The sequence below is a fragment of the Xanthomonas sp. NCPPB 3583 genome (assembly GCF_041475715.2).
In the GTDB taxonomy this organism is placed as follows: Bacteria; Pseudomonadota; Gammaproteobacteria; order Xanthomonadales; family Xanthomonadaceae; genus Xanthomonas; species Xanthomonas euvesicatoria.
Genome location: NZ_CM191263.1, coordinates 1,177,061 through 1,190,333, shown reverse-complemented (window position 1 = coordinate 1,190,333; position 13,273 = coordinate 1,177,061). Strand labels below are relative to the sequence as shown.

23 protein-coding genes are annotated in these 13,273 nt (G+C 59.8%); 13 read left to right on the top strand and 10 right to left on the bottom strand.

Annotation, left to right across the window (positions count from 1 at the left end; genetic code table 11):
- Positions 1 to 77 precede the first annotated feature (77 nt).
- From ACCQ07_RS05355 to ACCQ07_RS05320, 8 genes are all read right to left on the bottom strand, one after another.
- Complete coding sequence (locus ACCQ07_RS05355; RefSeq protein WP_372363858.1) at positions 78 to 263, bottom strand: hypothetical protein; 186 nt, start codon at positions 261 to 263, stop codon at positions 78 to 80.
- Entirely contained in the window at positions 260 to 460 is a 201-nt protein-coding gene (locus ACCQ07_RS05350) for a hypothetical protein (RefSeq protein ID WP_039586156.1), read from the bottom strand. Before ACCQ07_RS05350 ends, ACCQ07_RS05355 begins: the two co-directional genes overlap by 4 nt.
- Positions 457 to 1,038 carry a hypothetical protein gene (locus ACCQ07_RS05345; protein ID WP_372363857.1) on the bottom strand — a complete coding sequence of 194 codons (582 nt, stop codon included), beginning with the start codon at positions 1,036 to 1,038 and terminating at the stop codon, positions 457 to 459. Before ACCQ07_RS05345 ends, ACCQ07_RS05350 begins: the two co-directional genes overlap by 4 nt.
- A gap of 337 nt (positions 1,039 to 1,375) precedes the next feature.
- A complete protein-coding gene (locus tag ACCQ07_RS05340; RefSeq protein ID WP_372363856.1) occupies positions 1,376 to 3,787 on the bottom strand; it encodes a DUF5906 domain-containing protein in 2,412 nt (803 codons plus the stop codon).
- Entirely contained in the window at positions 3,788 to 4,153 is a 366-nt protein-coding gene (locus tag ACCQ07_RS05335; protein ID WP_372363855.1) for a hypothetical protein, read from the bottom strand.
- Between the two features lies 1 nt (position 4,154).
- Entirely contained in the window at positions 4,155 to 4,685 is a 531-nt protein-coding gene (locus ACCQ07_RS05330; protein WP_039586164.1) for a hypothetical protein, read from the bottom strand.
- Complete coding sequence (locus ACCQ07_RS05325) at positions 4,682 to 4,993, bottom strand: hypothetical protein (RefSeq protein ID WP_372363854.1); 312 nt, start codon at positions 4,991 to 4,993, stop codon at positions 4,682 to 4,684. The genes ACCQ07_RS05330 and ACCQ07_RS05325 overlap by 4 nt, the downstream gene beginning before the upstream one ends.
- Positions 4,994 to 5,176: 183 nt before the next feature.
- Positions 5,177 to 5,404, bottom strand: a complete 228-nt coding sequence (locus ACCQ07_RS05320; RefSeq protein WP_078568070.1) for a transcriptional regulator — start codon at positions 5,402 to 5,404, stop codon at positions 5,177 to 5,179.
- Positions 5,405 to 5,901: 497 nt separating this feature from the next.
- On the opposite strand from ACCQ07_RS05320, the gene ACCQ07_RS05315 reads away from it, so the two are divergent.
- The 10 genes from ACCQ07_RS05315 to ACCQ07_RS05270 all read left to right on the top strand — a co-directional run bounded on the left by ACCQ07_RS05315 (position 5,902) and on the right by ACCQ07_RS05270 (position 8,761).
- The gene (locus ACCQ07_RS05315; protein WP_223670351.1) at positions 5,902 to 6,285 is read left to right on the top strand and encodes a hypothetical protein; all 384 of its coding nucleotides are present in this window, start codon (positions 5,902 to 5,904) and stop codon (positions 6,283 to 6,285) included.
- 7 nt (positions 6,286 to 6,292) lie between these two features.
- The gene (locus tag ACCQ07_RS05310; RefSeq protein ID WP_039586166.1) at positions 6,293 to 6,688 is read left to right on the top strand and encodes a hypothetical protein; all 396 of its coding nucleotides are present in this window, start codon (positions 6,293 to 6,295) and stop codon (positions 6,686 to 6,688) included.
- A 101-nt stretch (positions 6,689 to 6,789) separates the two neighbouring features.
- A complete protein-coding gene (locus tag ACCQ07_RS05305) occupies positions 6,790 to 7,038 on the top strand; it encodes a hypothetical protein (protein WP_089111461.1) in 249 nt (82 codons plus the stop codon).
- The gene (locus ACCQ07_RS05300) at positions 7,035 to 7,247 is read left to right on the top strand and encodes a hypothetical protein (RefSeq protein WP_039586168.1); all 213 of its coding nucleotides are present in this window, start codon (positions 7,035 to 7,037) and stop codon (positions 7,245 to 7,247) included. The genes ACCQ07_RS05305 and ACCQ07_RS05300 overlap by 4 nt, the downstream gene beginning before the upstream one ends.
- The gene (locus tag ACCQ07_RS05295; protein ID WP_039586170.1) at positions 7,244 to 7,516 is read left to right on the top strand and encodes a hypothetical protein; all 273 of its coding nucleotides are present in this window, start codon (positions 7,244 to 7,246) and stop codon (positions 7,514 to 7,516) included. The genes ACCQ07_RS05300 and ACCQ07_RS05295 overlap by 4 nt, the downstream gene beginning before the upstream one ends.
- On the top strand, positions 7,513 to 7,791 hold the full coding sequence (locus ACCQ07_RS05290; protein ID WP_218488592.1) for a hypothetical protein: 279 nt from the start codon (positions 7,513 to 7,515) through the stop codon (positions 7,789 to 7,791). The genes ACCQ07_RS05295 and ACCQ07_RS05290 overlap by 4 nt, the downstream gene beginning before the upstream one ends.
- On the top strand, positions 7,788 to 7,976 hold the full coding sequence (locus ACCQ07_RS05285; protein ID WP_372363853.1) for a hypothetical protein: 189 nt from the start codon (positions 7,788 to 7,790) through the stop codon (positions 7,974 to 7,976). Before ACCQ07_RS05290 ends, ACCQ07_RS05285 begins: the two co-directional genes overlap by 4 nt.
- Before the next feature lies 1 nt (position 7,977).
- Positions 7,978 to 8,277 (top strand): hypothetical protein, encoded by a 300-nt coding sequence (locus tag ACCQ07_RS05280; RefSeq protein ID WP_372363852.1) that lies wholly within the window; start codon positions 7,978 to 7,980, stop codon positions 8,275 to 8,277.
- Between the two features lie 11 nt (positions 8,278 to 8,288).
- Positions 8,289 to 8,588 carry a hypothetical protein gene (locus ACCQ07_RS05275; protein WP_115562370.1) on the top strand — a complete coding sequence of 100 codons (300 nt, stop codon included), beginning with the start codon at positions 8,289 to 8,291 and terminating at the stop codon, positions 8,586 to 8,588.
- Positions 8,585 to 8,761, top strand: coding sequence for a hypothetical protein (locus tag ACCQ07_RS05270; protein ID WP_372363851.1), 177 nt, complete (start codon positions 8,585 to 8,587; stop codon positions 8,759 to 8,761). Before ACCQ07_RS05275 ends, ACCQ07_RS05270 begins: the two co-directional genes overlap by 4 nt.
- Positions 8,762 to 8,771: 10 nt before the next feature.
- Here the strand turns inward: ACCQ07_RS05270 and ACCQ07_RS05265 are convergent, their stop codons facing one another.
- The gene (locus ACCQ07_RS05265; protein ID WP_503255532.1) at positions 8,772 to 9,251 is read right to left on the bottom strand and encodes a hypothetical protein; all 480 of its coding nucleotides are present in this window, start codon (positions 9,249 to 9,251) and stop codon (positions 8,772 to 8,774) included.
- Between the two features lie 115 nt (positions 9,252 to 9,366).
- On the opposite strand from ACCQ07_RS05265, the gene ACCQ07_RS05260 reads away from it, so the two are divergent.
- The 3 genes from ACCQ07_RS05260 (at position 9,367) to ACCQ07_RS05250 (ending at position 11,668) form a co-directional block, all read left to right on the top strand.
- On the top strand, positions 9,367 to 9,591 hold the full coding sequence (locus ACCQ07_RS05260) for a hypothetical protein (RefSeq protein WP_260222288.1): 225 nt from the start codon (positions 9,367 to 9,369) through the stop codon (positions 9,589 to 9,591).
- A gap of 50 nt (positions 9,592 to 9,641) precedes the next feature.
- Positions 9,642 to 10,844: a site-specific integrase gene (locus tag ACCQ07_RS05255; RefSeq protein WP_503255530.1), complete on the top strand. Its 1,203-nt coding sequence runs from the start codon at positions 9,642 to 9,644 to the stop codon at positions 10,842 to 10,844.
- A 128-nt stretch (positions 10,845 to 10,972) separates the two neighbouring features.
- Positions 10,973 to 11,668, top strand: a complete 696-nt coding sequence (locus tag ACCQ07_RS05250; protein ID WP_372363847.1) for a hypothetical protein — start codon at positions 10,973 to 10,975, stop codon at positions 11,666 to 11,668.
- 723 nt (positions 11,669 to 12,391) lie between these two features.
- Here the strand turns inward: ACCQ07_RS05250 and ACCQ07_RS05245 are convergent.
- Positions 12,392 to 13,237, bottom strand: a complete 846-nt coding sequence (locus ACCQ07_RS05245; RefSeq protein WP_372363846.1) for a hypothetical protein — start codon at positions 13,235 to 13,237, stop codon at positions 12,392 to 12,394.
- Positions 13,238 to 13,273 lie beyond the last annotated feature (36 nt).

Genomic DNA, 13,273 nt, shown 5'->3' with positions numbered 1-13,273 from the left:
CTGCGAGACGGTCAACGGCCGGCGCGGCTGCAGCGCACGTGCAAGCACGGCATTGATTCGAAGGGAGGCCGACGTGTTCAGAACAAAACCTCATAGCGGCGCACCGGCTTGAGCACGATGCGGATGGCGCGCACCGCGTCCTGCTCAATTCGGCGCTGGCTGGGAGCGAGCCCGCAACAAATCATCAGCACGACCGCAGGCGTGTACAGGTACGTCCACCACCATGCGGCCCGCGCTTTCATCATGTACTGCTGTTTGCTCATCGTGCTGCTCCCTGGGCGGGTTGAACGCCGGTTTCGTGAAAGGCTGCCTGGTCGAGGTAGTGGCGCACCCGCTGCTCACGCACGGCGCCGTAGAAGTGCGGGTCTACGGCGGCGATCTCGGCGGCAGCACGGAAGGCGCTCGCTAGCTCCGGGTCGCACTCGCGGATCAGGTGCCGCTGGTTGTTGTCCGACCTCATCCCTCCACCTCTGCCGGCCTGGTGGCTGACCGAAAGCCGCGACTCACCTCCTCCAGCGCATGCATCAACTCGTCCCACAGCAGCTGCCGCACCTTGGCCTCATCGGTTGCGGCAGCCAGCTGCGGGGCGAGCGTGTCGGGGATGCGCTCAAGCGCCACGCGCAGGCCGGTGCCGGCCTCGGAGATGGCCTGCTCCACGTCTGCGCGTGGCAGCAGCTCGCCCAGCTTCTCGGCCAGTTCGATTTGCGCCATCTGCGCGTCCGTCTCGGCCTTGTCCGCCAGCGCCTTGGCCTTGCGCTTTGCGTCGCTGGTCTGCGGCTCGTCGGCGTCGTCCCGGTCGTCGCTGCCCTCGCCCGCCAGCACAGCCCCACGCGCTTCGGCGTGGCGAGCAGCGACGCCGGCACGGGCGGGATCGCGCGTCTGCTCGTACAGCGCCAGGGATGCGCTCTTGAGATAGCCCTTGCCGCCCTCGGCCTGCACCAGGCGGCCGTTGCGCTTGAGCTCCACGATGTAAGACGGCCGGCAGCCGATGTAAGCCGCCAACTCCTTGCCTGTCACCACCACCTCGTTGTCCGTCATACCCAGTACTCCACTTCTTCCATTTCTTTCAGGGCCAGCAAGACAGGAGAAAACGCGCGCGTGTGAGCGTGTGCGGGCTGTGCGGGAACGTGTGCGGGACGCATATCGCCCGAGACACTTGCGGCAGTAGCGATGTGCGGGATGTGCGGGATGTGCGGGCACTCACACACGCGGGAGCGTGTAGGTGCCTTATCGAGGGCGGCGCCTCGCGCGCCTGCGCCCGCGTAGGAAACAAAACGCCCGCACATCCCGCACACGCCTACTGCCATCAGCATCTGCGCCCGCACAGAAGCCCGCACACCATCCCGCACGTCCCGCACATGACCAGGCGCAGTGCTCATGCGCGCCCCTTGTATTCGTTGAACGCGCCGCGGAACCCGACCACTTCGGTGCCCAGCCAGGACGATTCGGTCTGGTCTTGGGGACATGTCGCATTTCCCAGCAACAGAAACCCATGCGGGCCGTGACTGGTCTGCTCGATCAGGTATCGCTTGCGCGCGCGATCCGGATGCGTGATGCCTCGTTTGCGCACCAGCGCGTTGATGAACTTGGGCGACGGCGCCGGCTTCACGCCCTCACGGCCGCACCAGACCTTGTAGACCTCGTACCACTCTTTCGATGGCGCCGGCCGCGGCTTCAAACCAGGAATGTCCTGGCCGTACAACTCGTCCAGGAAGCGCTGTGGGCTGTCTTGCCCCAGGTTGATCAGCTCCGCTTTGGCAGCGGTCATCGGCGGATTGGTGCCGTTGCTGAAGTCGCCAAGGTCCACCTGCAGCAGGTAGTGATGCAGCGCTGCGGTGCCGCCAGCGCGGATCTCCGCAAGCACCTCCTGGTAGAAGTCGGGCGGCAACTTGTCCGGCGTCCAGATCACCGCATGCCGGCGGTCGTCCTCCTCGAGCACAACCGGCATCGCCTCGTTCGACAGGAACACCAGGTTGGCGTGGTTGTCTTCTTCATAGGCCTGGATGTTCTTCGGGTTGATGCGGATGCGGTCGCCGGTGATCAGCGCCTTCAGCTTGTTCTTGAGGTGATACACCTCGGTGCGCGCCACCACTTCGTCCGCGAGCAAGAACAGCTTGCGGCTGGCCCAGTCGTTGAACTTGTCCTCCAGCGCGGACTGGTCCAGCACGCGGCCGTATTCGCCGAACAGCTTCATGTACTCGTCGAAGAACATGTTCTTGCCGGTGCCTTGCGGCCCGTGGATCACGATCGTCGATTTCATCTTGGCGCCCGGGTGCTGCAGCGGGTACGCCAGCCACTTGATCACCCAGTCATAGAGCATGCGCTGGTTGGCTTCGTTGCCGCACATGTGCCACAGCAGCTGCAGCAGCTTGTCGCAGGTGCCATCCTGCGGCACGGTCGGCCAGCCCGCGAACAGGTTGCAGGTGATGCCGGGCTTGCAGCCAGATGGGTCGAAGTCCACCTCTTGCACACGCACGATGGCGCGCTGCGGGCTTTCCAGCCATGCGCGGTGCAGCTCGCGCCGCACGCAGGCATCGCGCATGTCGCCGAGCGCCACCAGCATGTGCTCCTGGTGATCGAACACCGTGCCGCCCTGCCCATACACCAACGCAAAACGGCTCAGCAGTGCATCGATGCTGTCGATGGGCTTGAGGAGTGCCTTCCCCGCGCCCCCGGTGCTGGGGATGGAAGCGGCGCGTTTTTCCACCGGTGCCCGCCACGATAGCTCCGTGATGCGGGCCTCTACCTGCGCGCGCACCACGTGCAGTCCTTCGGCCAGGTGCAAATCATTGAAGTCGCTGACCTTGCGCCCGTGGTCGATATAGTTGGCACAGCGCGTGCCCTCATCGGCAAACACCGGTAACAGCGCAGCACCACGCACGTCCAGTGCCGCAGCGCTGGCACCCAGCATGCCGGCGTTCTCCGCCTTGTGGTCTTCGCCGCAAGTCGGGCACGTCTTCGGGTGGTCGGAGAGCACCAGGCGCGACTTGCACGCGCGGCACTTCTGCAGCACGTCGTCATCGCCACAGATCAGCACCTTTGTGCTGCGGTACCGCTTCGCTAGCGCGCTGGCCACTGGCATCAGGTTGCCGGCGTCGAACGCCACGGCAACGGGGTAACCAGTCGCCATGTGCAAGCTGGCCGCTGTGGCGTAGCCCTCGGCGACGAGCAGCACCCACTGCGGCGTGCCGCCGATCAGGTGGAAGTGCCCACGCTTGGCCAGGCCGGCCGGCCAGAATTCCTTCACCGGCTTGCGCTGCTGGTCGGCCTGCTTGGCGGTACGAAGCAGCTGCAACCCGTGGATCGCGCCATTGCCATCGAGCAGCGGCACAACGGCAATGCCTGATCCGCCGTAGCGCAGGCCAAAGCCTTGCACGCCCTTGGCGGCCAGATAGTCGGATTCGCCGTCATGCAGAGCCTTGCCCCACGCCCGCGTGGCGCGTTCGGCAGCGCGGCGATTTTCGTCCTGGCGCGCTGCTTCTGCGCGGCGGCGGTCTTCCGCCAGCCGGCGCTTCAATGCTTCGCGCTGCTCGGCGGTGAACTCGCTGTCACGCTTGCGCAGCTCCACCTTGAGCGCGCCGTTGTCGTTGCCGCGCCATATGCCGTAAGTGCCAACAATCAGCATATCCGTGCCGTTGGTCTGCAGCTCGTGCAGCACATACCAGCCGCGCCGCTCGCGCGAACCTTCCACCTTGCAGCGGACCATGCGGCCGCTCGCATCCAAGCTGTCGAGGATCAGACCCGCGTCGCGCAGCTGGCCAAGCACATCATCGTAATTCGCCAACATTCAGTAACTTCCAGCCGCGCTATCTACCATGGGAACGGGGTTCGAATTACCCGCATCGGGGGTCGGCCAGGAGGACCCATCGCCCGGAGCTGACTGCCCCGTCCGTTTATTCAGATTCAGTGCCTCGCCATGCGCGCGCGTCCTTTCCGCCGCCTCACGGGGAGATGGGGCGCAGGGCAGCGGCAACACGCCTTGCGCGTACACGCCTGCGGCATCGGCATGGCGCAACCGCTCGCGCTCGGCCAGCGCGTCATCGCCGGCCAGGCCAGGTGCATCGCTGTAGAGCAGGCGCAAGGCCTCGGCCACGTGCTGCTGCGCGACGGGGCTCAAGACGCGGCGGATGTGTGCGGCGCGGTTGGTCGTCATGTCATGCACGCTTGCGGCCCTTGGCTGCCGCGCGGCGAACGTTGCGCTCCAGGCGGTGGCACATCGTGCGGATCGCCTGCAGCTCGTCCACCATCAGGTCGGCTTCCTGCAGCGACAGATGCGCATCGTCCAGCGCTTCGAGCGCAACACCAGACAGGCGCCCCGCGTGCTTGGCAACGTGCAGCAGCTTGGCTTGCATCGCGGCCACTTCATCCGGCCAGCCGTTCTCCGGTGCGGGCGGTACGAAGTCCATCGCCAAATCGAATTGCGCGCCCAGCGATTGAATCCAGCACGTCGCCTGCGCCTGCCCGGCACTCAGCTCCTGCATCCACTCGGTGAGCATCTCCGCCATCTCCATCGACAGCGACTCACCCTCAAGCCCTCGCAGCTTCTTGCGGAGCGATTCTGCGGCGATGGCCTTGCCACGACGCTCTGTCAGGTAGGCAGCGGCTGCACGCACATTCCCCGGCATTTGCGACACCGAGTTGTACAGCGCGTCGCGCCAGTAGATGTCTGAGCGTTGGCACGTCATCGCGCGGCACCCTGAAACGCTGCGCAGTTCATCGTGGTGGCGGATTGGTCGGCCGACGCACCATGTGCGTCATGCACACCACCCCACTCCTTAGATTCACCGCCCTCCGACGCTACGACACGCGCACCGGTGTCGGCGACGTCGTCGCCGTCTTTTTCGTTGCTCAAGAGGCCCGCCAAAAACAGGGCAGCACTTGTCGTCATCAGCGTAACGGCCAGTACCGCCCGAGCCAGCTTCGCGGTGGATAACGCACTAGATATCCGAGCGACCTGTATCGTTCGCGGCTTGATGCCCCACTCATCGTGCATCGCGGTGCTCCAGAAATCTGAGCGGCCATCGAACTCGTCGACGGCGTTCTATCAGCGCACTCCACTCATCCGTAGTCAGACAAAGCTCTGCGACGTCACCGTTATCGTGAACCGGTATGCCAATCAAAGACGAGAGCTCGCCGGAGTCCAGGTCGTCCTGCACAGGAATGACAGAGCGAGTCATCAGGCAGCACCTTCGACGATTGTTGAAGGCTCCGATCCGAATACATCAGGACGCAGCACATGGCGTGACACACCCGTGCACGCTTCGATGGCCAACACATGATGTGCAGCTACTGGACGCCTAGCAGTCGCCCACTGGGACACCAAGGCTGGATGAATCTGCAGCGCAGTAGCCAAAGCGCGCTGTCCACCAGCGGCTCGGATTGCGTTGTGAATTGGGCTTTCCATGACCTGAGCATAGCAACGCTATCTACAAGTGTAAATAGCGTTGCTGATGGCTGGTCACACTGGCTATCAATAGCATTGCTACATGCCTAGACCCGCCAACCCCAAGACCCCTGAAGGCCAAGCCATCACAGAAGCTATTCTGCGGTCGGGTCAGTCTCAGGCGAAACTCGCAGACATGTTGGATGTCAGTGCAGGCTTCATCTCCCAATTTGCTAGTGGTCATCGTCCCGTGCCGTGGGATAAGGCCGAGCCGCTGGCCACTCTTATTGGGGTTTCCCCAGCTGTCATCAGTGCTGAGTACCGTCGACTTCAGGATCACTTTGGCCGGTCTCATCCGCAGCGACTCGATGCGGAAATAATCATCGCCGCGGTTGCGTATGCGAAAAAAGTCGCAGGCCTGATGGCTGATGATTCATTCGCCGTAGAGCATCGGCCGGAAGAGTTGGCAGATGCAATCAACGCAACCTTGGAGATGAAGAACGCGTTGGAGGGAAGAAGTGAGTCTGAAGGAAGAGATGGAAAGGTTGGCCGAGTCAGTCGCCCTACGCGCTCAGCGCAAGCTAGGGAAAAAAGCGAGCCTGCGCCTCGTGGGGCGCGAAAATCTGCATAGAGAGGTTGCCGGCGCACCAGCCCCGTCGCCCAAGTCGCTGATGGACGACATCACTCGCGAAGGGCATTACCGCATGATCCGGCACTATCGGCATTTCTGGGGGCCACCCATGCAGATTCTGATCGATCAAGCATGCAGGGAGGTGGCCGGCTTTGAGCAATTAGGCGACGAAGAGCTGCGCCAATTGATGCGTGACATGGACAGAGGCATTGAATGCATCCGCGAGGACATCAAGTTTGAAGATGCAGGTTTGCTTCGATCAATTTTGTAAGGACGACATGAAGAAGATTGCGTGTATCGCTTTGCTCATCCTATCTGGGTGCGCGAGTAGCCCCAAGGGCTTGGAAAAGCCCGAGTTCGCCTCCTCTTTCGTAGTGGAGATTCCCTACCAACTCGCGCTCAAGCGCATTGTTGAAGCAGACGGAGAGTGCCGTCCTAAACCTCTGGTACCGGTTGGTCAGACGATCAACGACGTGCAGAACTATCCCGATCTGCGAGAAGCAAAGATCGTGCAGGGTGCGTCCGGAGTAGGAACGCAGATCTATACCGTCATCACCATCAAGGAAGTGGAGAACGGGCGGACGGAAGTCACCTTGTATGCAAAGGCTACGCGCGAGCGCCAAGCTGACCGCCTGAAACGCTGGGTTGATGGCGGCAGTGGCTGCAAGTTCTAACGCTCTCAGCTGTAGCAGCAAATGTAGATAGCCTTGCTATTGATTGTTGTAGATAGCTTCGCTATTGTTCTCTTGCCGCGAGGTCGCGGCAGGAGAACGCAATGCGTACCAGCACACACGCCGTAGATGCGCAGGCAGACACCGATGCTGCCAATAACGATTTGCTTGCTACCGCACGTAGGTGTCTTCAAGCCTGCGCAGCTGCTGACCACTCACACGCCAAGGCGCTTAAGCGCCGCGGCATGTCAAAGGGTCCAAAACGCTACCCGAAGCGCAGCAATCGCATAGAACTGACGGGCCTGCGGGCCGAAGCAGCCAGTCGCGACTTCGTCCGGGAGCTGCGCGCATGAGCGCTGTTGCAGCTTCGTTGACCGCGGAAGATCTGACGGCCGCAATCATCTGGGCCGAGGACGCTATCCGCGAGGACGCGCATACCCTAAAAGCGCTGGGCGACTCTGCCTCGGCGAGCTATACATCGTGCCTGCAAAAGAGGATCGCCAAGCGTAGGGAGCAAGTGGAGCGCTTCCGCTCTGCTCTGGCAGAGGTTGGCGCCGTATGAGCGACTTTCCCTCTGCCGGCTTCCGGCCGGGCCGTGGTCAAGGCACCTTGCTGCGGCTGTGCGTCAAACGTGACTCGGTGAGCGCTGCGCTATATGGCACAGACCGCGGCAGAGAGCTTGCGGTGACTGTCTGCCGCCTCGGCGACGTGCGCCGCATGGCCGGCGCGCTGCAACTTGGCCAGACCGCGTATACCGCAGGCGATGACGCGCTGCAGGCCATGTGCGAGTGGATGGCGGCGCACGGCGTGCCGGTACGGGTGACGCCATGAGCGACCGACCATTGGAAGCCTTCTTCCCCACTGGGCACGCCAGCCAAACACTCGCGCTGATGATCTGCAGCGACTGGATCTGGGCTGGCTTGTACGACGGCAAGGTCACGCCATCCCTGGATGGCTGCGCAGTTGCGCCGCGCCTACGCGCACGCGCCACAGCCCGCCATCTGTGCATCGGCCGTGACTCCTTCGCACTGGCACCACGCGTTCTGCTGCGTGCCACGCGCTGGTTACGCCTGCACGGCGTGCGGGTCCAGGAGCAGCGCGCATGAGCCGCCTCTATCAGCGTGCCCTCGCCCTTGGCTGGACATTGGTGGCTATCGGCGCCGCCGTCTGTGTGCCAATACGCCTGGCCGAAATCCACGCCGCGCAACGCAACGTAGATGCCCAGCCGGCAGTGGTCACAGAGCAAAAGGCGTCCGTCCCCCACGTACGGCTGGCGCGAGCAGAGGACTGACATGCGCCAGGAAGCCACGCCGTTACCGTCCACCGTCCCGACATGCCAGCCGGGCCATCGCCCGCAACTGGTCACCACGCACGGCGCGCCGCATCGCTATCGCATCGGCGGCCCCGCACCGACCACGTTCCACATCGAGTGCTGCCGCTGCGGCAAGGCCACCGCGCCCACCCCCAGCCGCGCGCTCACCGAAAGCCGCTGGACCGAACCCACCGGCCAGCACCGCATCCCGCTGTCCCACCTAAGCCGAGCACGCGAGCAACTATTCGCCGTACTGGCGCTTGCGGCCCACGCCGCCTGACCGAGGTCATCATGCATCTACAACCCAAAGCACAGGCCGCGCTCAAGGCGGCCTACGGCGCCCAAGGCCGCACTCTGCGCCGCACCCGCGGAGGCTTCGCCGCCATGCCCGCACAAGTACAAACCAGCGGCCCCGTGCAGATCCAGGCGTTCACCCGCCGCTGCATCAACTGGCTCGACGAAGCCGGCCTGGTGCAATTCGACGACCCGCAATTCCCGAACGTCATCACCCTCAACCCGCGCGGCATCGCCTACGCCGAACAGCTGCTGCGCGACGAACCCGCTGCGCGTGGCAAGGCAGGTGCGCAATGAGCGCCTTTGCCCTGTCCACCGTCCGCTACAAGGACCGCGAACGCGCCGAGCTGGCAAACGACCTCAAGGCGTTCGCCAAGCGCGGCGGCAAGGTGCAGAAGTTGGGTGCTACGCCGGTGCGTAAGAGCTTGTCGCGGCGTGAGGCAAACGATGCGCGAGTGATCAAGGTCTAGTTGTATGCGGTCAATATTTCACTATCAAACTGGACTGATCGAATTGGCTGCCAGAGCCAATGCAGGACTCAGGGACAGGTCGGTCTTTACGAGCATCTTTGATCACATCCATCGTGATGAAGAATGTGAAGGATGCCGCCAATACAAGAGCCGAAAAGACGCTAACGCCCTTAGCCCTCGCACGCCACTCGGAGGGAACATTGTGCATATATGGCTTTACAAAAATCAGGACAGCACAAGCAACTGTCAGGGCTCCGCCGATCGCGCAGCCTACTACTCCCACAACCTTCGCACGGTCTGCGATCCCAGACGCTGCTACAGCCGCTCCGCCAATGCCAAACGACACCCCAAGCGCCATGCATTTCATCAACTCCACGAAGCGTTTGAGCGATTGCTCAAAAGCTTCCGCGTCAGCATCTTTCAGCTGCTGCACGCGTTGCTCAGTAGGAATCTCCTCGTTGTGGCAACTGCAAGTACAAGCGTTCGACATAGGCGTTCCTTCGAGATAACAGGCGCGCAATGGTAGGACAAGCAGCCACAGCAAACATTGGCACTGGCAGCATTTCCTTTCTGCTGCTGAAAGAAATCGCGATCGGATCGCCAACGTGATTGGAACCGTATTGCAATTTGAGGACATGCAGTCCTTGTGCCGACCGGGCGAGCGCCCGCGTCTGGCCACCGTCGAGCAATGGGCACGTCGCTGCGGCATTCGCTATCACTACGACGGCAAAGGAGGCATATGGACAACAACCGATGCACTAAACGCTGCCATCGGTCTTTCGCCAAATGCCAACAATGCTGAGTCCTATAGCGCTAGCGATTTGCTTTGACTCGCAAGACTGACGTCAACCCATTGCCCGAATGCGGGTCATCTACTTTTATGGTTATCAGCATGGCTACGCGCGGCCGCCCACGGAAGACACCCGCAAATCTTCCAAGCCATATCGACTACAGCAAAGTGCCCAAGGGTATCTACTGGGACGCCAGCGGCAATGGTCGATGGTATGTACTGAATCCACATCCGGAAGGCAGAGGCTGCAAAGCAAAGACAGTAGCTCAGGCCTCCGCGCGGCTATCCGACCTGCATGTGATCGCCGAGCAGCGCAGCGGTGCTGCGATACGAGGCACCATCGCGTTCGTCATTGACCTCTTCGAAGGCAGCCTGACATTTGCTCAGCTGGCGAGCACAACCCAACAGCACTATCGTGACTACGCAAAAGCGATCAGGCTGTACCCGTTGAAGAACGGCACGAAGCTCGGCGACGCAGTTGTGGACCGCCTTACCCCGGGCGTCATCCGCCGGCTGGTAGACGTGATCGCTCAAGGTAGACCAGCCGAAAAACCTGGGCAGGAGGATGTGCCCGGCTATCCCACCAAGGCAAATCATTGGCTGCGCTACCTACGCAGAGTCTTCGGCTGGGCCCGTGAACACGACCATGTGCAGACCAATCCGGCTAGCGGCGTCAAGCAGGTGATGGAACGACGGGCTCACCGAATGCCGAAGATCGAAGTGTTTCGTGCGGTGCAGGCCTACGCCCGGGAATGCAGCACCCGAGGTGCCCGCCAAAAAGGTGCTGTCCCGCCATATCTCTGGGCAGCCATGGAACTGGCATACCAGGCAAGGTTGAGGGGCATTGAGGTGCTTACGCTTACCGACGCACACGACCTGGGAAAGGAGCTGATGACAAATAGACGAAAGGGCAGTCGCGACAACTTGGTACGCAAAGGTACGCAGCTCACCGCAGCGATTGAATCACTGCAGGCGTATCGGCAGCGAGTATGGGAGCAACGCGGACGACCTGAGCCTGTTCGGCCGAGTGAACGTTTTCTTTTTGTAGGTGAAGATGGAGATCCGTTAAGCAGATCTGGATTTAACACCTCTTGGCAGCGGATGATAAAGAATGCAATTGAAGCGAAAGTACTGGATGCTGACGATCGCTTCGCAATACATGGCCTAAAGCATCGCGGAGTGACTGACACTCAAGGGGACAAGAAAACTGCTAGTGGACACAAGACTGATGCCATGGCATATCTCTATGACCACTCTTTGCTATCCGTGCAGTCAACTGACGACTCAGAGTAAAGCTATCCGCTTCACTTCGACGCCCAGTACAGACTTCGTTTCTAACGATCACGATACAAGCCATCCAAACAAAATTTTTAATCCGAATTCAACCAATGAGCACCCTATACACCACCCAAGGACTTTGAATGCCCGAGCGCGATGACAATAGAAAAAATGACCCTGCCACAGCACACCTCCCACATCACGAAACGGAAGGCCTCAAAGAACGCCCCCTCCCTAATTCACGCAAACGCCGCCGTAACGCACGCTTGAGGATTATTTTAGCTTGCAGCTCCCTAGTGGGTAGTTTAGTAGCGTTTTGGGCAGGAATATACAACTGGAAGGTTGATCGCGAACGCCTAGAAGTTACAAATGTTCGAGCAGAGGAGTTCTCAGATCTACTATCCAAGGCAGCTGCACAAGGAACAGACGAGGCTCGGGTCAAACAACTCATTGAAGCGGCTGGCGTTCATATGATCAGCCAATCGGGCGCTAAAAATGAAAGTGAAAATGACGAAATACTTTCAATCAAAAATAGTCAAACTGACTTGAACGAAAGAATGCAGAAATTAGAGTCAACCATTCTTGAGAACCCAGAAAAAGCACTGGCAATCCCACTTTTAAGGCGCGACCTAGACGCGGCTCGCGCAAGCAACGAACTTCAACGAATGGTATTTCGCGAAGAGATAGACAGGTTATATGGCCTGTTGAAATGGATCTCAGGGTTGCTTGGGACTGTGCTGCTAGGAGTCGTTGGCTGGGCCACCAACACCCTAATCCAATCGTTGCGAGCGCCAAAGGCTGCATTGATCGATGAAAATGAACGAACTGACACTAAATAACATGCAGCACGTCAATTGAGATTTTCAGTGCGCAATGAAAGATGAAGTGACGACCTCCTTCAAGCAAGCAAATCTCAGTGCGCAGTTTTTCGCTACCAAGCAAAATTGCCACCAACCACACCGGGAAATACGGTCATTTATAAATAGCGCGCCTATTTAGCACACCATCTATCGACGGAGCCTGACACAAATTTTAGAAGAGCTTTTATGTCATGCCCGAATCAAAACTTAGGCGCTTTAGCCACCATAACCGCAAGTAAAGGTCACTGTTTGTTAAAGATCAAGCAACGTCAGAACGATCCGACTCGCGAATAGTTTGAATCTGTAAGCTAGCACTAAGGACCTGACGACATCTCTCAACCTGCTGACAAACTTCGTTGCGACTCATGTTGGTCGTAAGCTGATAGTCAGCCATTTCCCGGGTCTCCCTAAGCGCCCTCATTGCGAGCACTAGTCTCCCTTTAGTTGAAGAAAGATCGTCTAGCTTCGGATGCACACAATAAACCCGCCATTCGGACAGCCTTCGTAACATTTCCCTGTGACCAACATTAGTCGCAGAAGGATCCCCCTTACTAGAAACAGGTAGAAGTTCCACGAACGGAAGAAGGGCATGGTACGCAGCGTAGTAAGCACGGCTCGCAGAGGCCCGAAGGGTTACCTCATCTGCATTCTCATGACAACTCGCTTTTGCGAAATCTCGCAAATCCTTTGCACCTATTGCCATCACGAGTACTCTGGAGCAGCCACTACCGCAAACCCGACGCCATCTATATCCAAGATGTCAGGACTACGGTCGCAAAGATAACCGAACATTTCCCACTCGGCATCAGATGCCTCATCAATGAGAGCATTTACGTATATGTTCACGAGAAGCCCTTGTTCACCTGACTCCCTGGGAGTCGGCGAAGACCGCACGGCAAGTACGTCGATGGCTCGGGAGCGGAAAAATTGCAGAGCATCCCCCACGCGCGCGGCTATCCATGAGTCATCCGTGCCAAGCGAAGCCATCGTCTCCTCTGTGATTGTGAGGTCACGGATGCTCTGCGATCTCGGAATCCACTCCCCTGGCATTGAAGCTTCCTTAGCAGCTTCGTCGGGGAAATGAAGGCTAGTGATAGGTCCATAGTCTAGTTGGTAGCCGGTTGCACCCAACTCGCGGCGAATCCTCGTCGATTCGACAGCCCATCCACAGAATCCCAGAATCTTCGCCATCAGTTCGCGTGAATGAGGGGCAAGATCGGCCAAGTTGACTCTGCTACGGTAAACACGACCTAACTGCTCAGCGTGACCCGCACGTGAAAGCACGGACAAGTACCTCAGCAATCTGTCTAGTGGGTTGCCACTGGCCCTCAGGACCCGCGCATACATCTCATCAGCTTCTTCTAATCTTCCGTCCGCAATCGCCAACATGGCCTTGAGCTCAATCGCCGACAGCGGGTCCGCTCTAGAGAGCTTCTCAGCCTCAGCCCTGAGCGAACGAGCTTCGAACTCACTTATGCCGGTCCCGATTGCAGCCAGGACTTTCGCCTGTACCGCATCAAAGATCGTAGCTGGCGCGGCGTTTGCCACTACATGCAACTCCTACAGGGTCGGCAACGGAAGCAC

What these genes read in the sequence shown, in the direction of transcription:
- ACCQ07_RS05305 (WP_089111461.1), top strand. Translation starts at nt 6,790, where the DNA reads ATGCGTACCAGCACACACGCCGTAGATGCGCAGGCAGACACCGATGCT.
- ACCQ07_RS05280 (WP_372363852.1), top strand. Translation starts at nt 7,978, where the DNA reads ATGCGCCAGGAAGCCACGCCGTTACCGTCCACCGTCCCGACATGCCAG.
- ACCQ07_RS05310 (WP_039586166.1), top strand. Translation starts at nt 6,293, where the DNA reads ATGAAGAAGATTGCGTGTATCGCTTTGCTCATCCTATCTGGGTGCGCG.
- ACCQ07_RS05295 (WP_039586170.1), top strand. Translation starts at nt 7,244, where the DNA reads ATGAGCGACTTTCCCTCTGCCGGCTTCCGGCCGGGCCGTGGTCAAGGC.
- ACCQ07_RS05340 (WP_372363856.1), bottom strand. Translation starts at nt 3,787, where the DNA reads ATGTTGGCGAATTACGATGATGTGCTTGGCCAGCTGCGCGACGCGGGT.
- ACCQ07_RS05265 (WP_503255532.1), bottom strand. Translation starts at nt 9,251, where the DNA reads ATGTCGAACGCTTGTACTTGCAGTTGCCACAACGAGGAGATTCCTACT.
- ACCQ07_RS05320 (WP_078568070.1), bottom strand. Translation starts at nt 5,404, where the DNA reads ATGGAAAGCCCAATTCACAACGCAATCCGAGCCGCTGGTGGACAGCGC.
- ACCQ07_RS05325 (WP_372363854.1), bottom strand. Translation starts at nt 4,993, where the DNA reads ATGCACGATGAGTGGGGCATCAAGCCGCGAACGATACAGGTCGCTCGG.
- ACCQ07_RS05335 (WP_372363855.1), bottom strand. Translation starts at nt 4,153, where the DNA reads ATGACGACCAACCGCGCCGCACACATCCGCCGCGTCTTGAGCCCCGTC.
- ACCQ07_RS05255 (WP_503255530.1), top strand. Translation starts at nt 9,642, where the DNA reads ATGGTTATCAGCATGGCTACGCGCGGCCGCCCACGGAAGACACCCGCA.
- ACCQ07_RS05300 (WP_039586168.1), top strand. Translation starts at nt 7,035, where the DNA reads ATGAGCGCTGTTGCAGCTTCGTTGACCGCGGAAGATCTGACGGCCGCA.
- ACCQ07_RS05345 (WP_372363857.1), bottom strand. Translation starts at nt 1,038, where the DNA reads ATGACGGACAACGAGGTGGTGGTGACAGGCAAGGAGTTGGCGGCTTAC.
- ACCQ07_RS05355 (WP_372363858.1), bottom strand. Translation starts at nt 263, where the DNA reads ATGAGCAAACAGCAGTACATGATGAAAGCGCGGGCCGCATGGTGGTGG.
- ACCQ07_RS05250 (WP_372363847.1), top strand. Translation starts at nt 10,973, where the DNA reads ATGCCCGAGCGCGATGACAATAGAAAAAATGACCCTGCCACAGCACAC.
- ACCQ07_RS05350 (WP_039586156.1), bottom strand. Translation starts at nt 460, where the DNA reads ATGAGGTCGGACAACAACCAGCGGCACCTGATCCGCGAGTGCGACCCG.
- ACCQ07_RS05270 (WP_372363851.1), top strand. Translation starts at nt 8,585, where the DNA reads ATGAGCGCCTTTGCCCTGTCCACCGTCCGCTACAAGGACCGCGAACGC.
- ACCQ07_RS05290 (WP_218488592.1), top strand. Translation starts at nt 7,513, where the DNA reads ATGAGCGACCGACCATTGGAAGCCTTCTTCCCCACTGGGCACGCCAGC.
- ACCQ07_RS05275 (WP_115562370.1), top strand. Translation starts at nt 8,289, where the DNA reads ATGCATCTACAACCCAAAGCACAGGCCGCGCTCAAGGCGGCCTACGGC.
- ACCQ07_RS05330 (WP_039586164.1), bottom strand. Translation starts at nt 4,685, where the DNA reads ATGACGTGCCAACGCTCAGACATCTACTGGCGCGACGCGCTGTACAAC.
- ACCQ07_RS05285 (WP_372363853.1), top strand. Translation starts at nt 7,788, where the DNA reads ATGAGCCGCCTCTATCAGCGTGCCCTCGCCCTTGGCTGGACATTGGTG.